Origin of the sequence: Alteromonas profundi (genome assembly GCF_010500865.1) — a bacterium.
GTDB lineage: Bacteria > Pseudomonadota > Gammaproteobacteria > Enterobacterales > Alteromonadaceae > Alteromonas > Alteromonas profundi.
In genome coordinates, this window is sequence record NZ_JAAAWN010000001.1 from 343,910 (window position 1) to 360,286 (window position 16,377).

Sequence of the window (16,377 nt, forward strand, 5' to 3'; positions counted from 1 at the left end):
TATATGTTTTATCTTTTTCCATTCGGTACTGTTCCAAAAAGCGATGGCGTTATTGTCTATGGCGCCGGGATTATTGGTCAGTCATTCTTAAAGCAATTACAAGCAACGCAGCTTGTTAGCAGCATATACATAACAGATAAAAAGATAACATCAACAAAGCAAGAGGGAGCAATTACATTCATTCCAGAAAAAAAACTGTCTCTTTTACCAGCCCATCCAATTGTTGTAGCGTCTCTAAAATTTGGCGATGAGATAGAGCAACGCCTATTACAGCAGGGTGTTGATGCAAACAGGTTAATCAAGCTTGATACCAACCATGCATTAGAGGAAGGGCAATACGACCCCCACAGTTTCGATTGGAATGAGTATTATACCAATGCGGAAGGGCATAACGAGGTGCAGTTTCAGGCCTACCTTGAGCCATTGATGCAAAAACATAATTTCAATTTGTCTCAAGTGGTTGATTTTGCATGCGGAAAAGGCCGAATTGCAGAGATTTTGAGCCGCTTGTCTACGTCACTTATTTGTGTAGATACAAGCCAAGAGGCGATTAGTCACTGCGCACTAAGGTTTACTGATAAACAGAATGTGGATTCGCGGGTAAGCGATCCTGAAAAAATTCCAGTAGACAGTAACAGCGTTAGTTTTATTTACAGTTGGGATGCTATGGTGCATTTTGATTACAGAAGCATTGATTACATATTGAGCGAGTTTTCTCGCATACTATCTGTCGGCGGTTACGCGGTATTACATCATTCAAACGCTAGAGGCCATGCTGAGTTCAAGGCAGATAAAAACTGGAGAAGAAATCCTCACTGTCGCAGTGAATTCAACGCTGATGACATGCATCATATTTGTAGCAAAAGCGGTTTTATTGTGGAAGAACAGCAAATTTTGGACTGGGGGATTAAAGCGCTAGATTGTATCTCTGTAATTAGAAAACGCTAATGTGTTTGGCGCAGTGTTCGTTGCACATTAATTTACATGGGTTTGACGTGAAACCAGGCTTTCGGTTAACTTCCTATCTCTGCAGCAAGTTTATCTACAACAAGTTCAACTTGTTCAAACGTAAGCTCAGGAAAAAGCGGTAAAGTAATCGCCTGCTGATAGTAAGTCTCAGCATTCGGGAAGTGACCTATTTTAAAACCTAAATTCTTATAGTAGGGCTGCATGTGAATAGGGACGTAGTGCACATGCGCAAAAACGCCTTGCTCCCTTAAACGCGTAACCAAACTAGCGTGTTGCTTATTAGTTAACGAACCTACGCGTACCACGTACAGGTGGTAGCTTGAGTAACTATCACTGCTTTGTTTCAACGGCGTAATACTGGGACATTCGCTGAAAAACTTATCGTAGTGGGCCGCTAAGGCGTTTCTCTTCTCTAAAAACGCCTCAAGCTTTCCCAGCTGACTTAAGCCCAATGCAGCTTCTACATCGGTCATTCTGTAGTTAAAGCCCAATGAGATTTGTTGATAATACCAAGGCCCATGACTTTCTTCTGTCATCATTTCTGGATTGTTTGTTATGCCATGGCTGCGCAACATGCGCATTTTTTCTGCCCATTCACTGTTGTTGGTAAGGGCCATGCCGCCTTCCATTGTGGTAATGATCTTCACTGGATGGAAACTAAAAACGCAAATATCAGCGTACTGCCCGCTGCCTACAAATGCACCTTTATATTTCGCGCCAACAGCGTGAGATGCATCTTCAATAACGTAGAAACCAAATTGCTTTGCCAATGCGTGAAGGCGTTCCATATCGCATGGTTGGCCAGCAAAATGAACAGGAATAACTACTTTAGGCGGTTTATTAATGCTTTGCGCATACTCAAGCTTCCGTTTTAATGCCTTCATACACATATTGCCTGTTTGAAGGTCGATGTCTACAAAGTCTACTGTTGCGCCACAGTACAGCGCGCAATTTGATGAAGCGACAAATGAGTTTGGTGATGTCCACACCCTATCACCTTCACCAACACCTAACGCTAAACAGGCAATGTGAAGCGCTGATGTTGCACTATTGACTGCCACCCCATAATTTGCTCCACAGTAGCTAGATAGCGCCTCTTCAAATTTTGGTACCACAGGCCCTTGCGTCAACCAATCCGATTTTAATGTCTCTAAAACCGCCTCGATATCATCCTCATCGAGGTGCTGACGGCCATAAGGAATCACTATTTGGCTTCCTCATTGAACTGTTTTATTTCTTCAATACTAAGAAAGTGTTCGTTAGTGTCTGAGACATATTCGAACCCTGACTCTACACGTTGACCCTGTTCGTTAAGTGCATTACTCGTAAAGTTATTACTTCGGTGGAAAAACTTAATGGCGGGGGCTATTACAAAATGGTCGTCAAATTCAAACGTATGCAATGACATGTCTCCTGGACACATCATTTCATGAAGTTTTTCTCCGGGGCGAATACCTACATATTTAATTGGGATATTCGGTGCCATCGCCTTAGCAAGATCAGTTATACGAATGGAGGGTATCTTGGGAACAAATATCTCACCGCCCAACATACGTTCGAAATTTTTTAATACAAAATCGACACCCTGTTGCAGCGTGATCCAGAAACGTGTCATGTCTTTGTGGGTAACAGGGATATGATCGCTATTTTCTGCAATTAATTTATTGAAGAAAGGCACTACCGAACCACGAGAACCCACGACGTTGCCATAACGAACGACTGAAAACCGAGATGTGCCTTCCCCCACGATATTGTTTGCCGCCACAAACAGCTTATCGGACGCAAGTTTCGTGGCGCCGTATAAATTTACTGGATTTGCAGCTTTGTCCGTAGACAGGGCGATAACTTTCTTCACGTCATTATCGATAGCTGCATTAATAACGTTTTCCGCGCCATCAATGTTAGTTCGGATACACTCTGTTGGGTTATATTCAGCGGCGGGAACTTGTTTCATCGCGGCAGCATGAATTACAAAATCAACCCCCTGCATGGCTCTGTTCAGGCGTTCTTTATCACGAACATCACCAATGAAATAACGCATACAAGGTGCGTTAAATTTCTGTTGCATTTCAAATTGTTTGAGCTCGTCACGGGAGTAGATAATTAAACGTTTTGGCTTATATTTCGCCAACAAGGTTTCAACATACTTGTGGCCAAACGACCCCGTTCCGCCTGTTATGAGAATCGATCTTCCATCGAACATAGTTTGATCGCTACTTTATGATTATAAACACAATATATCATGAGTCGGCATTTTTGCCACAAAGCTTTAGAATCTATATGTTTAGGTGAGTATTTTTAGTCCTAAAGTTGTATCTTTAATGAGAATTGACCGGACTAAGTCTATATTTAAGTGAAGAAGAAGGGCAATACTTCTCTCGGGCCCCCATAAAAAGCTAGTTATCGAGGGTAGCTTAAAGCATTAATGCGGGTAATTCGTCAAGATTGTTGATGGTAAATCTGGCATCAAAATTTGGCTTAGCGTCTACTTTGCTATGTACGCCGGTAAGAACCCGTACAGTTAGCATACCTCGTTTATTTAAATTAACGAAGTCTTTCGCGGGGTTGTCGCCAATATAGACCATTTCGTGCCATTTGCATTGCTCAGCCTGTTTGATTTTTTCAAAACAGTAAATAGAAGGTTTGGCGTGTTTAATACCAAATCGATGAGTGATAAACACGCGCTTAAAGTAATGAGCTATGTTAAGCGCGTTTACTTTTTTACTTTGCACCACTTTGTTTCCGTCCGTCACGAGGTAAAGCGGTTTCGGCAAACGTTCTAACAACAATAAATGGTTGTTTGGTATGGTTAACGTTGGTTGGTGCAGGCGGTAGGCCGATAGGCAGGCGCGCACATTTTGCTTATTAACTGCTATCCCATGATTGGCCAAGAAATCGTTAAAAATCCGGCCTCGACCATTTTGGTCTAGTAAAGTAACCAACTCGTTAAAACCACGTTCTTTATCGACCTTCCAGGTGTTATTTACAAACGCCGCTACCGCCCTAAGACCCGATTCTACATACTGGCGTTCATCGTAAAGTGTGTCATCTAGGTCAAAAATATAAATCATAAATAGTAGTCGGTTGCCGCTCGAATTTGTGTGATTTTATGACTTGCTAATTCCACCGGTAGCGCATGAATATCTTTACCCATACTCTCGCTTAGGCTCCAATAGAGGCTATCAACACCCGCTTTAATTCCTAACGTGGAGGCACCACCAAATCGCGAGTTGCATTCGATAATGTGCAGCTCATCGCCAGTAATTATACCTTGCAATACTACTGGGCCCGAAAGGCCTAGGGCAGAGAGGGTATGAGTTACCTGTGTTACAAAAGGGCCATTCGGAAGTGTATAGGTAATTTGCGACTCGCCGTTAATAATGAGTTCGCGTACTCTACATACTGCGGCTTTCACTACATGATTGTTTGACAGCCAAGCATCTACGCTAATTTCGAGACCCTTCTTGAAGGGTTGGAAAATAGGGGTGCAAAGCGTATTAGCGTGTTTTATAGCCTCGTTTTCGTTTAGATTAAGGCCGATAGAATGACTACCTGCGCCAAAACGCTCTTTAACCACGTAACGGGATGGTTGTGAGGTACGATTGTGGTCGCGCGCTTCACTAATTGTATTATAAGTTGGAATGATTGAAGCAAGGTTGTATTGTCCAAATTTCAGTTTATCTAAACAAAGTTCAACCGCGCTTTTGTCAGAAACAATTACATGAATATCTACTTTTTTTAACGTGTCTTTAAGTCTTGACCAAAAAAGTAGCTCACCGTCTCGACTTGGTAATACATGCGTTATATTCCGCCGTTTAAGTTCGCTTATGATTTCATCAGTATTGCTTTCAATCGTAGGAGGCATTTGCCAAAATTCGTCACATAAATGTCGTGTAAGCACGTGACAGCTAATGTCGCCCGCAGTAACTATGCCTTTTTCATCTATGCGTTTAACAGCGCTTTGAAGTGCTTTTAATAAGGGGACTTTATTGCTGGCGCTTGACAGTAATACATTCACGTTAGCGTAATACCCTTATTGAGAAAGCGTGCGTTTTTGCACGCTAATACCTGTTTTAGGTGTCGACATTGATGCCCTTCTGTTTGCATATTCTGAAATTTGGGTGGTTTTTTTCGGTGTTTGCCAATGCCCATACATGAACGTAAGGAATTCTTCAGCATCACGGGGGGCTAAAAAGGTTTCACCTAAAAAGGAAATAGGGTCGTAACTGTCAAAGTGTTTAGCAGGCGCAAAAAACAGTCCGCCAGAGGACAAAAGTTCTGACAAGCCATTTATCGATTTTCGCCGCTGTATGCTTACATCAAAAGGAATAAAATGACTGTTGGGCGAATTGGTAAACTCAAGGTTAATACATGAATCTACGCCGTTGACCGTAATAATTACGATACGCCAATTTACGTTAAACTTATTGCTTAATAATGTATGCAGTTCAGGCAATGATGCCTGTAACTTTTCGTAATTCTCTTTATCAATAGCAAAGTCAATATCGTCATCCCACGGTATAAGACCCTTATCTCTTACGGCGCCTAGTAAGGTTCCGGAGTCTAAACACATAGCAATACCCTTAGACGCAACGTACTGATTAAGCGTTTGCACTACCGATTCGGCAAAATCAAGCGTGGCAGGATTTTCAAAGGGAAGGGCAGCCTTAACAGACTGCTTAGTAGGTACGATGATTGTTGACTCATCAATGCCCAGTTGCTGGGTAAGCTGCTCAAAAATCTGGTCAACCCACTGGCTGGTTATCACTATGCTATCTACATGATGAGTAGCGATTTCTGTTGGTGCAATGACGGGACGGCCCAGAAACATTGTGCCGAGCTTCGCACTATCGTTGTCTGCAAATGCAACGACTTTAATATTAGGGTGGTTGGAAATGTAGTTTTCTCCTGCTTTGCTGGCACCGAACAGAATTACTCTCATCTCACAATAACTCCCAACTCATTGGGGTGCCCTTAGGTGCATCGCGCTTTACTTGCTTTCCAAGCAAAAGAGGGAGGTACTTGGGCGGCAATCCAAGACCAGGGCGAACAGAACGTAAATTTTCTGCGGTTAACACATCACCTGCTTTTACGTCTTGAGCAATATATAGAGAACGACGGTGTACCAAAGATGCTTTTTCACGTTCAGTAGCACCATAATTTACTTTGCCGATGGCAACGGCTGCTCGTGCCGTTTCCTCAACCAGTAGCTTAAGTTCGTTAGGTTCAAGGGAGAACTCCGCATCTACTTCACCTCCACTTCTGTCTAATACAAAGTGCTTTTCAACTACAGTTGCACCAAGTGCAACTGCAGCGACCGCTACCCCTACACCCGGCGTGTGATCTGAAAGTCCCACGTGACAGTCGAAAAGTTCGCTTAAATGAGGAATTGTTTTTAGGTTGGCGTCTAAGGGGTTTGCTGGATAATTACTGGTGCATTTGAGCAGTATGATGTCGTTACACCCATTCTCGCGAAGCACTTCAACAGATTCCGAAATTTCGGATTGGCTAGCCATGCCTATTGATACAATGACGGGCTTTCCCGTTTTGGCAACAGCGGCTAAAATTGCGTGGTCAGTATTCTCAAAAGAGGCCACTTTATAGCACGGCGGGTTCAGTGTTTCTAGAAACTCGACAGCCGTTAAATCGAAAGGCGTGCTAAAGGCTAAGAGGCCCTTCTCATTGGCATAGTCGAAGAGTTCCTTATGCCATTCCCACGGCGTCATGGCTTCTTTGTACAAATTATATAATGAGTTACCTTTCCAAAGGCTATTTGGGTCTTCGATAAAAAATTCCCGGTCGTGACAGTCCAAGGTTATCGTATCTGGGGTGTAGGTTTGCAACTTTATTGCATGGGCCCCCGCCTCAGCGGCTGCATCAATCAAACGGTAGGCTTTTTCTTTAGATTGTCCATGATTTCCAGACATTTCTGCGATAATAAAGGGGGTAAGGCCCGGACCAATTTGAATATCACCTATGGTGATTGGTTTCATGACTACCTCGTAATAATGTTCAAAATAGTATCCATCACAAAAGATGGATTTTTATTGCCGCTTACTAGTGAAGCTGCATTTTTTGCTAGTTTATGCATTGTTTGCGGCGAACTTATCGCAAATTCAATCGCTTTACTAATGTCTATATCAGTAGCCTCGTCACTTTTGCCCAACCACAAACAGCAATGTCGTTCATGCAAGCAGCGGGTGGTTTCAATTTGATTGTCAGCTAGGGTAATGATCATTCCAGCAACGCCAGTCGCTGCGCGTTCCCAGTGCATTGAACCACCTCCACCAATCATGGTAGTAGCGTTATTCATTAACGTAGAAATATAAGAGCAAGCTACGTGAAGCTCGGCGTTAACTAAAGAATTAACTTTTGCCTCAAGCGTTTCGATGTTGGCATAACCTTCGCCTACTACAATATCGGCTGAAATAGTCAGAGACTTTAATGAAATTAAAACATCCACGACGCGCTCAGTAAGATTCAATGGGTCACTGCCGCCAAAGCAAATTAGAATATGCTTGTCATCTCTCAGTTTGGTCGAAGGCGAGTAAAACTCACTGCGTAAAATAGCGAACTTAGGCCCTAGGAGCGTATGGCAGTAATTAGGTACAAGATTATCGTATCGAGTGTCAAAATCTTCATATAGGTTTTGGTCTATAAGCACATCGCATTCGTGCTCACGGTTTGCTAAGTCGTCGATAACAACAATGTGCTTGCTACATCTGCGCATTTCTTCGCTATAGGGGGCGGATAGTTGATAGTGGTCGATTACTAGAATGTCGATGACGTCGATACCCACTGAATTTAGTATATCAATGCAGTGGACTGCATGGCTATGTTGGTTAGTGTCATCAAGTACTGGCGAAGAGAAAGAATTGTGTTCGTTATCATTTATCGGCAGCGTACTAAGTAATTGAATGCCCAAACCCTCAATTTGTTGCTGTAAAGCTGAAGGTAATGAACATGACATAAAAGTTACGGTGTTTGTAGGCAGAAATTGAGTAGCGAGGGTAAGGCAACGCATAATGTGCCCTAACCCTATTTGCGTTGAGCCATCTACCCTAAAAACTATCCTCACTTTATACTCTCACTTTGCATTACCTTGTAAAGCAGTTCGGCCCTAGCCCAGTCTTCAGGAGTATCAATATCTTGTACTAAGTGGTCTGGCATTACTACCATCTTAGAGTTGGCGCCAAAAATACGCTTGTTGGTATTGAGCCAGGTTTTGTAATGTCCCCAATACAGCTGCCCCGCATCATGGAAAGCCGGAGGTAAATCTTGCGAACGTTGAGAAATTCCAAATTCGTCAAAGGGTTTAACCCCCCCATCTTCCGTTTGCAAAATGGCCCTTTGAATGGGAAATGAAAATCTTGCCGCTGTAAATACATAGTCAGTTTCTTCAGCACATTCCAGCATTTCAAAGCTGGAATTAATTAAAGAGGTGGTAAGAAGTGGTGATGTGGCGTAAACACACGCGCAATAGTCGATGTCCCAGCCTTTATTTAATAGTATATCTAGCGCATGGCGCACAACCGGGCTGGTACCCGTGAAGTCATCTGCCAGCGCTGCAGGACGCATAAAAGGCACATCTGCACCATACTCAATGGCAATATTAGCAATCTCTTCGTCATCGGTTGAAACAACAACTCGTTGGATATGCTCACTTCTTAGCGCATTGTCTATGGCGTGAGCTATCATAGGCTTGCCACAAAAAGGTTTTATATTTTTTCGAGGAATACGCTTGCTTCCTCCCCGAGCCGGTATTATCGCTATATTCATAATGTTCTCAATTTCCCTATTGTTATATCGTTGGAATATGCCGACTAATAAGGAATTCTTTATTAGAGCTTGCCGTATAAGATCGTTTGCAAAACAACATTTGTTCTAATGTAGTTAGTATACATTGTATTCCTTCATGTCGTTTTGCACTACACAGCGTTAAATTACTTGCTTTTAAACTGTAACATCAATACCACCCCCCTCAGTACTGTAAGAAAAAGCGAATACACGCCTGATATATTTTTTTATTTCAACGTACAAAACGGAATACCATGCTTTGATTAAATCTTGTTCAAAGCGTGCTATAATCACGAGATAGTTTGAGAGGATAGTTGTCATGCAGGTAAACAATAACGCGACTTCATCTATTTTTAACCAGGTGCAAGAAAAGCAAGATACGCTTTTTGAAAAACTCGCCAGCGGCAAAAAAGTTAATGATGCAACCGGTGGCGCTGCAGCGCAACAAATTATCGACCGCCTTACCTCAGAGGTTGAGGGGAGTCGGCAGGCGGTAAATAATGTTTACGATGGCATTTCCCTAGCTCAGGTAGCCGAAGGCGGCCTAAGTAGCGTTAATGACGACGTAAACCGCATTCGAGAGTTAACGTTACAGTCGGAAAACGGCATCTTAAACGATGGCGATCGCCAAGCACTACAATCTGAAATATCGCAACTTCAAGATAATATTAGCCAAACCATAGAACAAACCAACTTCGCAGGTAAGCCTTTGTTGTCACAAGACGGCGCATTAAGCTTTCAAGTTGGCGCAAGTGCGAGTAATAGCCTAGATATCGAAACACAGGATTATGCTAATCGATTATCTGGTGTGTTAGCGATTGATTTGACGGCGGGAACAAGTGTTAACGACGCATTAGTTGCAGCGGATGAAGCAATTGAAATAGTCGGCGGCGCACAGAGTGAATTAGGTGCAACGCAAAATGCATTACAAAGTACTGCTCGAAATTTAACCCAAGGCACTGTAAATACTGCAGAAGCAAGAAGCCGAGTGCAAGATTTAGATTACGCACAAGCAAGCTCTCAGCAGGCAGCAAACAGTATTCAAAGCCAAGCGGCATTAACTGTGCAAGCCCAGGCAAATCAACAGCAAGGGGCGGTATTGGCGTTACTAAGTTAACGCTAATTTTGCAAATTTAATCGAAAGAAGCAGGGAAACCTGCTTTTTTTATTGGTACATTTCCGAAAACACCAGTTGCGCTGCTATCTTTTGTCGTTACAATTTGCACATGCGCTAAACTGTAAATAATAACAAAGCGTTCTCGGGGAGTTGATGAAGGATATTCTGCTGGTTAGCGATAACCAAGAACTAATTCATAGTTTAGAAACCATAGTGGCGTTTCTAGGTGAGTCGTGTCAGTCACGAGGTGTGCGTGAATGCGAAACCTATCTTCAAGATGGTAGCGCTGATGTTGTTCTTATTGAACACAAGTCAACAAGCTTTTTGAAAACCTTAGTGGCACGTTACCCTCATATTCCTTTTGTTGCACTTCAGCGCAACGCCACTGAAATAACAGCCGAATGTAATTTGGTAAGCGTCATCGCTTTACCACTTACCTACCCAGTGCTTACTCAAGCGCTCCATCGCTGTCAAGAATATGCAAGTCGCAAACCTTCTAAACCTCGTGCTGGCGGGGGAAAAACGCGCTTGTTTAGAAGTTTAGTGGGGAAAAGCGAAAAGATTCAGACGGTACGTCGTTTGGTAGAGCAGGTAGCACCAACGGATGCTACTGTGCTTATCTTAGGCGAGTCGGGTACGGGTAAGGAAGTTGTAGCGCGAAACGTACATTTTCTGTCACAGCGTAGAGAGGGGCCATTTATCCCCGTAAACTGTGGGGCTATCCCAGGTGAGCTATTGGAAAGTGAGCTATTTGGTCATGAAAAAGGGGCGTTTACTGGTGCTATTAGTGCTAGAAAAGGGCGCTTCGAATTAGCAGAAAACGGTACCCTATTTTTAGATGAAATAGGGGATATGCCCATGCAGATGCAGGTTAAACTGCTTCGCGTACTTCAAGAGCGCACCTTTGAACGGGTGGGCGGGCATAAACCTATTAAGTGTAATGTACGTATTATTGCAGCTACACACCGCAACTTAGATCAGATGATAAAAGAAGATAAATTCCGCGAGGATTTATATTATCGTTTAAACGTCTTTCCTATCGATAGCCCAGCGTTACGCCAACGTAAAGATGATATCCCGTTACTTATTCAAGAGCTTAATAGCCGAATTCAAGGGGAGGGAGTAGACGGCGTACACTTTACTGAGCGTGCTATCACGTCCTTAATGGAGCACGAATGGGCTGGAAACGTTCGTGAATTATCAAATTTAGTCGAACGCTTAGGTATTTTGTACCCCGCACAAGTGGTTGATGTTTCCGATTTACCAGAAAAATACCAATATGGAGAAATTCAGGCTTATGAGCCTGACTACCCCGAAGAATTATTAGAGCGAGAGGCGTTTAATGAGCTATTCGCGGAGGCCGCCGCTCATGAAGCCGAAGAGGAAACAGACGGCGATAAAGGGATGCAAGTATCGTCTGCGCTTCCCGAAGAAGGTGTAAACCTGAAAGAATACCTGTCTGAGCTTGAAGTGAATCTCATTCGCCAGGCATTAGAAGTGCAGGATTGGGTAGTGGCTCGTGCCGCCGATAAATTAGGCATGCGCAGAACTACGCTTGTTGAAAAAATGAGAAAATACGACATTCAGCGTGTGGAAGAGCTTTAACGTCAGGTAATTGACGTAGAAAAAAATCAAATTATCGCTCTAACTCATTGAAATATAAGTTATAAAATATTGGCATGGCATCTGCTAGGTAAGTTCATAGAACAAAACGTCTGCAATTTGACGAGGGCCATATGACTTACGACAGCAATGCCAATGCAACTGAACCTTTTACTTCATCATTTGAACCACTGAATCTTAGCCGTGGGTATGATGAAGGTCATGATGCTGCACCGGTTTCCGTAGTTAGTGCCAGTGAAGTCCAGTCGTTACGCCGTCAATCGAGTCGTCTTGAGCACCTACTAAAAGTGATGCCCGCCGGGGTTATAGTACTAGATGGTAGAGGTGTTGTGCGCCAAGCCAACGATCAAGCAAAGGCCTTACTCGGCGAACCACTAGAAGAACAAATCTGGCGAAACATTATCAGCCGCTCGTTCAAACCCCGAGCCGATGACGGTCATGAAGTCTCACTTGTTGATGGCCGCCGGGTAAAACTGTCAATTACGCCCCTTGAAAACGAACCCGGACAACTCATTGTTATTACTGATTTGACTGAAACACGTCAGCTTCAGGCGCGGGTGAGTCACATGCAACGATTGTCATCTCTTGGCAAAATGGTGGCTTCTTTAGCCCATCAAATTCGTACTCCTTTGTCTGCAGCTATGCTATATGCCGCCAACCTTACGCGGAAAAACCTGCCGGAATCTGCCGCTGAACAATTCGCCGTTAAACTTACCGACAGGCTAAAAGAGTTAGAATCGCAAGTGAACGATATGCTGCTTTTTGCCAAGTCTGGTGAAGAGCAGGTGGTAAGCAAGATATCAGGGCAGGAATTATTGAATGCGATTTTGCCAAATGCACAAAGCATGACGGGGCAGAGTGCTCAGCGGTTAAATATAGAGGGGTTTGAGGACGATATTTCCTTAACTGGTAACCTTACCGCTTTGCAGGGCGCAGTATTAAACCTTATTCACAATGCCAGCCAAGTAACCCCTAAAGGTTATGACATTCATGTTCGTGGACATCAGGTCGACGGACAATTGGCGCTCTCGGTATGCGATGCTGGTCCAGGGGTTCCTGAGACCTTACAAAGTAAAATATTTGAACCCTTTTTTACCACAAAAACCCATGGCACAGGCTTGGGCTTATCTGTGGTTAAGTCGGTGGTGAATGCCCATAATGGAAAACTCACTGTGACAAACCTTCCCAGTGGCGGCGCATGCTTTACTCTACTGTTACCTTGCGCTTCTAAAAACACTCAACCCCTTAACCCTCAGACAAACGTCGCTTAAAGAGTAGGAGAATTTCAAATGTCAAAAACAACTATTCTTATAGTGGAAGATGATGCTGGTTTACGTGAAGCCCTTTATGACACCTTGTTGCTCGGCGACTATGATGTGGTGGATGCTGATTGTGCAGAAGCTGCGCTTATGGTGTTGGCGGGACGTAAAGTAGACTTGGTGGTCAGCGATATTCAAATGGGAGAAATGAGTGGTCTTGCACTTTTAAAGAGTATTAAAGCTAAATACCCTAAGCTCCCAGTACTGCTTATGACTGCCTTTGCTACCATTAATGATGCGGTGCAAGCGATGCGAGATGGTGCAACAGACTATCTTTCTAAGCCTTTTGCGCCGGAAGTTTTACTTAACTTGGTGGGGCGTTATGCTCCCGCCCAGCAAATAGTCTCACGCACACCTATTGTCGCCGATCCGTCAAGCATACAGTTGCTTAGTTTAGCGAGAAAAGTTGCTAAATCAGACGCAACTGTAATGGTGCTTGGGCCAAGCGGTTCAGGGAAAGAGGTACTTTCACGCTATATTCACGACCAATCAAATAGAGCGGCGTCGCCTTTTGTGGCCATTAATTGTGCCGCTATTCCAGAAAATATGCTAGAAGCCACCTTATTTGGCTATGAAAAAGGGGCGTTTACTGGTGCAGTTCAGGCGTGCCCTGGTAAGTTCGAGCAAGCGCAAAGCGGCACCTTGTTGCTAGATGAAATAACCGAAATGGATTTAGCCTTGCAAGCCAAGTTACTGCGGGTACTTCAAGAACGTGAAGTAGAGCGCTTGGGCGGTCGAAAAAATATTAAACTTGATGTACGGGTTATTGCTACCAGTAACCGTGATCTACGCAAAGCCGTAGAGGCGGGAGAGTTCCGCGAAGATCTCTACTATCGTTTGAATGTGTTTCCTATTACATGGCGTCCTTTGAGCGAGCGCCCGGGCGACATTGTTCCCTTGGCTGAGCACCTAATAGGACGTCACGCCGCTAATCAAAATTTAGGTCCGGTGCGCCTTAATGCTGCTGCAAGAAGCAAGCTATCTCAATACACTTGGCCAGGTAATGTCCGTGAACTAGAAAATGTGGTACAGCGCGCCCTCATTTTGTGTGAAAACGGGGAAATTGACTCTGGCGATTTAATGATCGACATGGCAGTGCATACAGAAATGGCAATGACTGCTCAAGATGAAGATAACAGCAAGCTAGGCTCTGAACTTCGTCATCAAGAGCATCAGATTATTCTAGATACCCTAGCATTATGCAACGGGAAGCGAAAAGATGTGGCTGAGAAGCTAGGTATTAGCCCGCGCACCCTACGTTACAAGTTAGCGCGTATGCGCGAAGATGGCATTGAAGTTCCTGCTTAACGTCTTATTATGAATCTTTATATTACCTAAGTAGCAGCGTGTGATTTTCTGTCACTCGCTTGCTATCTGGGTATCATTGGTTTTTATACGCCCCCCAGCGTTAGCTTTATGACCAAAAGTATCCATCAATTCCTTTCACTCATTCTTTCCACCACAACGATAAAGATAGCACCTTAGGCTATTTAGACCCTGTCATAAAATTGGCTAATATCAATAAATTTAATTTAAGGTGTTGATATATAGTGAATTGTAAAGTTGGCGTGAGCCTTGCATTTCACCAGGGTGAGTGCAATTTCTCGCCGTAATACGGCAATTTTTCGACGCTATCTTTAGGAGTGGTTATGGACGTTAAAGCCAATAGTTTGTACCAAGAAATGCAAAATATGATTGGGCAATCTCGTCTTCAAGTTAACGAGCCCCAGCCATTAACCAACGTAAACCCATCAGCTGATGATTTTTCTACCATGCTTAAACACGCGGTAGATGGCGTTAATGATATGCAGGTCGCGTCAAAAACCGCACAGCAGAATTTTGAAATGGGTGACACCTCGTTAAGTTTAGCTGAGGTAATGTTAACCAAAGAAAAAGCAAGTATTGCCTTTGAAGCCACGGTGCAAGTGCGAAACAAAGTACTAGAAGCTTACAAGCAAGTTATGAACATGCCGGTATAGATGGAGTAAATCATGGCAGAGGCGACAGGCACTAATTTAACCATACCCGATCCAGCTGTTGGATCTGACAACGAGCCAGAAAATAAGTCGGGCTTCATGGATACTCTCGGTAGCGCAGACATGATGCGTCAAATGGCATTGGTAGTGGTACTGGTTATCTGTGTAGCCATTGCGGTATTTATCTTTATCTGGTCTCAAGAGCCTGATTTTAGACCTCTTGCCCAAATGGAAACCCAAGAGCTAATTGAAACCCTCGACTATATGGACGGGAATCAAATTGAGTATCGTCTTGAAGGGAACACCATTTACGTAAAAAGTGATGAATTCCAAAATATCCGGTTAGGCATGGCACGTCAGGGGCTTGCCCAAGCATCTGATAATGGCAGCGACATCATTATGCAAGACATGGGCTTTGGTGTCAGCCAACGGGTAGAAATGGAGCGTTTAAAACACGCCCGTGAGCAGCAAATAGCCTCCACCATTGAAGATATGTCGAGTATCAAGAAAGCCCGCGTGCTATTAGCTATGCCCAAAGAAAACGTATTCGCGCGGCGAGAAAAGAAAGCATCTGCGACAGTTGTACTAACAGCTAACCGCGGCTCAGTGATTAAAGGCGAAGAAGTGGATGCAGTTGTCGATATTGTTGCCTCTGCTGTGCAAAATATGGAGCCTTCGAAAGTAACCGTTACCGACAGCAACGGCCGTTTACTTAATTCTGGTTCGCAAGACTCGTTGAGCGCTAGAGCCCGGAAAGAGTACGAAGTAGAGCGCCAACGCGAACAAGAATATTTAGAAAAAATCGATGCGATATTGATACCTGTACTGGGTATTGGTAACTACACAGCCCAAGCTGACGTTAGCATGGACTTTACTGCTATGGAGCAGACGCAGCGAAGCTACAACCCAGACTTGCCCGCGGTTCGTAGTGAAATGATTATCGAAGAAAACAGTGTAGGTGGTGGAGTAGGCGGTATTCCTGGTGCGCTATCCAATCAACCTCCGCTTGATTCAAACATTCCGGAAAATGCGACAGGGGACGCTGGTCAACAACGTTTACCTGGGCGTACAGCAAAAGAATCTACCCGTAATTACGAGCTTGATACCACCATCAGTCATACTAAAAAACAAAGTGGTGTTATTCGTCGTTTAAGCGTGTCAGTCGCGGTAGACTACAAGCAATTAACAGGCGAAGACGGCACAGTTACCGCTGAACCTCGCACGCAAGAGCAACTATTAAATATCCGTCGTCTTTTACAAGGCGGTATCGGTTTTGACGTTACTCGTGGCGACTCGTTAGAGGTGGTTAGTGTCTGAGGTATCCCCACAAATAATATAGCGAAATCAGTGGGATAAAAAAGATGGGAACATTCATGACGTTTGGTGATCAGATCTTTCGCCAAAAAAAAGTGAAGGTTAAACGCCATGAATGCCCTATCTATTGTGAATAAAGTCGTATCGCTTGTCAGCTTAAAAATGCATAAAACTCGTCGGGATGCGGTAACGGCGTGCGTCAAAAGCCTGCTCAATGGAAGCACTGCAACCGTAACCAGCATAGGTCGAGGGATTAACACTA

14 protein-coding genes and 1 pseudogene are annotated in these 16,377 nt (G+C 43.9%); 7 read left to right on the forward strand and 8 right to left on the reverse strand.

Translation table 11 applies throughout. From position 1 onward, the window contains the following. Positions 1 to 3 precede the first annotated feature (3 nt). Complete coding sequence (locus tag GTH32_RS01520) at positions 4 to 948, forward strand: class I SAM-dependent methyltransferase (protein ID WP_163083461.1); 945 nt, start codon at positions 4 to 6, stop codon at positions 946 to 948. Positions 949 to 1,013: 65 nt separating this feature from the next. On the opposite strand, the gene pseC is transcribed toward GTH32_RS01520, so the two are convergent. The 8 genes from pseC to pseF form a co-directional block, all read right to left on the reverse strand. Next, complete coding sequence (gene pseC, locus GTH32_RS01525; protein ID WP_163083462.1) at positions 1,014 to 2,174, reverse strand: UDP-4-amino-4,6-dideoxy-N-acetyl-beta-L-altrosamine transaminase; 1,161 nt, start codon at positions 2,172 to 2,174, stop codon at positions 1,014 to 1,016. Next, entirely contained in the window at positions 2,174 to 3,172 is a 999-nt protein-coding gene (gene pseB / locus GTH32_RS01530; protein ID WP_163083463.1) for a UDP-N-acetylglucosamine 4,6-dehydratase (inverting), read from the reverse strand. The genes pseC and pseB overlap by 1 nt, the downstream gene beginning before the upstream one ends. Positions 3,173 to 3,383: 211 nt before the next feature. Next, a complete protein-coding gene (locus GTH32_RS01535) occupies positions 3,384 to 4,040 on the reverse strand; it encodes an HAD family hydrolase (protein WP_163083464.1) in 657 nt (218 codons plus the stop codon). Further along, on the reverse strand, positions 4,037 to 4,987 hold the full coding sequence (locus tag GTH32_RS01540; RefSeq protein ID WP_163083465.1) for an ATP-grasp domain-containing protein: 951 nt from the start codon (positions 4,985 to 4,987) through the stop codon (positions 4,037 to 4,039). Before GTH32_RS01540 ends, GTH32_RS01535 begins: the two co-directional genes overlap by 4 nt. Before the next feature lie 15 nt (positions 4,988 to 5,002). Continuing rightward, on the reverse strand, positions 5,003 to 5,911 hold the full coding sequence (locus GTH32_RS01545; protein ID WP_163083466.1) for a LicD family protein: 909 nt from the start codon (positions 5,909 to 5,911) through the stop codon (positions 5,003 to 5,005). 1 nt (position 5,912) lies between these two features. After that, entirely contained in the window at positions 5,913 to 6,962 is a 1,050-nt protein-coding gene (gene pseI / locus GTH32_RS01550) for a pseudaminic acid synthase (RefSeq protein ID WP_163083467.1), read from the reverse strand. A gap of 2 nt (positions 6,963 to 6,964) precedes the next feature. Continuing rightward, positions 6,965 to 8,047 carry a UDP-2,4-diacetamido-2,4,6-trideoxy-beta-L-altropyranose hydrolase gene (gene pseG / locus GTH32_RS01555; RefSeq protein ID WP_343033371.1) on the reverse strand — a complete coding sequence of 361 codons (1,083 nt, stop codon included), beginning with the start codon at positions 8,045 to 8,047 and terminating at the stop codon, positions 6,965 to 6,967. Beyond that, a complete protein-coding gene (pseF, locus tag GTH32_RS01560) occupies positions 8,044 to 8,748 on the reverse strand; it encodes a pseudaminic acid cytidylyltransferase (RefSeq protein WP_163083468.1) in 705 nt (234 codons plus the stop codon). Before pseF ends, pseG begins: the two co-directional genes overlap by 4 nt. Positions 8,749 to 9,085: 337 nt before the next feature. Between pseF and GTH32_RS01565 the strand changes: the two genes are divergently transcribed. From GTH32_RS01565 to fliF, 6 genes and pseudogenes are all read left to right on the forward strand, one after another. Then, positions 9,086 to 9,883 (forward strand): flagellin, encoded by a 798-nt coding sequence (locus GTH32_RS01565; protein ID WP_163083469.1) that lies wholly within the window; start codon positions 9,086 to 9,088, stop codon positions 9,881 to 9,883. A gap of 153 nt (positions 9,884 to 10,036) precedes the next feature. Continuing rightward, the gene (locus GTH32_RS01570) at positions 10,037 to 11,488 is read left to right on the forward strand and encodes a sigma-54 dependent transcriptional regulator (protein WP_163083470.1); all 1,452 of its coding nucleotides are present in this window, start codon (positions 10,037 to 10,039) and stop codon (positions 11,486 to 11,488) included. Positions 11,489 to 11,619: 131 nt separating this feature from the next. Continuing rightward, the gene (locus GTH32_RS01575) at positions 11,620 to 12,777 is read left to right on the forward strand and encodes a sensor histidine kinase (RefSeq protein ID WP_163083471.1); all 1,158 of its coding nucleotides are present in this window, start codon (positions 11,620 to 11,622) and stop codon (positions 12,775 to 12,777) included. Positions 12,778 to 12,795: 18 nt separating this feature from the next. Beyond that, positions 12,796 to 14,133, forward strand: a complete 1,338-nt coding sequence (locus GTH32_RS01580) for a sigma-54-dependent transcriptional regulator (RefSeq protein WP_163083472.1) — start codon at positions 12,796 to 12,798, stop codon at positions 14,131 to 14,133. Positions 14,134 to 14,474: 341 nt separating this feature from the next. Further along, on the forward strand, positions 14,475 to 14,804 hold the full coding sequence (gene fliE / locus GTH32_RS01585) for a flagellar hook-basal body complex protein FliE (protein WP_163083473.1): 330 nt from the start codon (positions 14,475 to 14,477) through the stop codon (positions 14,802 to 14,804). A 12-nt stretch (positions 14,805 to 14,816) separates the two neighbouring features. Beyond that, positions 14,817 to 16,115, forward strand: a pseudogene (fliF, locus tag GTH32_RS01590) (flagellar basal-body MS-ring/collar protein FliF); the annotation flags it as partial. Positions 16,116 to 16,377 lie beyond the last annotated feature (262 nt).

Bases quoted from the DNA above. Each gene is read 5' to 3' on its own strand.
- GTH32_RS01580 (WP_163083472.1), top strand. From the start codon at position 12,796: ATGTCAAAAACAACTATTCTTATAGTGGAAGATGATGCTGGTTTACGT.
- pseB (WP_163083463.1), bottom strand. From the start codon at position 3,172: ATGTTCGATGGAAGATCGATTCTCATAACAGGCGGAACGGGGTCGTTT.
- GTH32_RS01570 (WP_163083470.1), top strand. From the start codon at position 10,037: ATGAAGGATATTCTGCTGGTTAGCGATAACCAAGAACTAATTCATAGT.
- pseF (WP_163083468.1), bottom strand. From the start codon at position 8,748: ATGAATATAGCGATAATACCGGCTCGGGGAGGAAGCAAGCGTATTCCT.
- GTH32_RS01520 (WP_163083461.1), top strand. From the start codon at position 4: ATGTTTTATCTTTTTCCATTCGGTACTGTTCCAAAAAGCGATGGCGTT.
- pseI (WP_163083467.1), bottom strand. From the start codon at position 6,962: ATGAAACCAATCACCATAGGTGATATTCAAATTGGTCCGGGCCTTACC.
- fliE (WP_163083473.1), top strand. From the start codon at position 14,475: ATGGACGTTAAAGCCAATAGTTTGTACCAAGAAATGCAAAATATGATT.
- GTH32_RS01545 (WP_163083466.1), bottom strand. From the start codon at position 5,911: ATGAGAGTAATTCTGTTCGGTGCCAGCAAAGCAGGAGAAAACTACATT.
- GTH32_RS01565 (WP_163083469.1), top strand. From the start codon at position 9,086: ATGCAGGTAAACAATAACGCGACTTCATCTATTTTTAACCAGGTGCAA.
- GTH32_RS01575 (WP_163083471.1), top strand. From the start codon at position 11,620: ATGACTTACGACAGCAATGCCAATGCAACTGAACCTTTTACTTCATCA.
- GTH32_RS01535 (WP_163083464.1), bottom strand. From the start codon at position 4,040: ATGATTTATATTTTTGACCTAGATGACACACTTTACGATGAACGCCAG.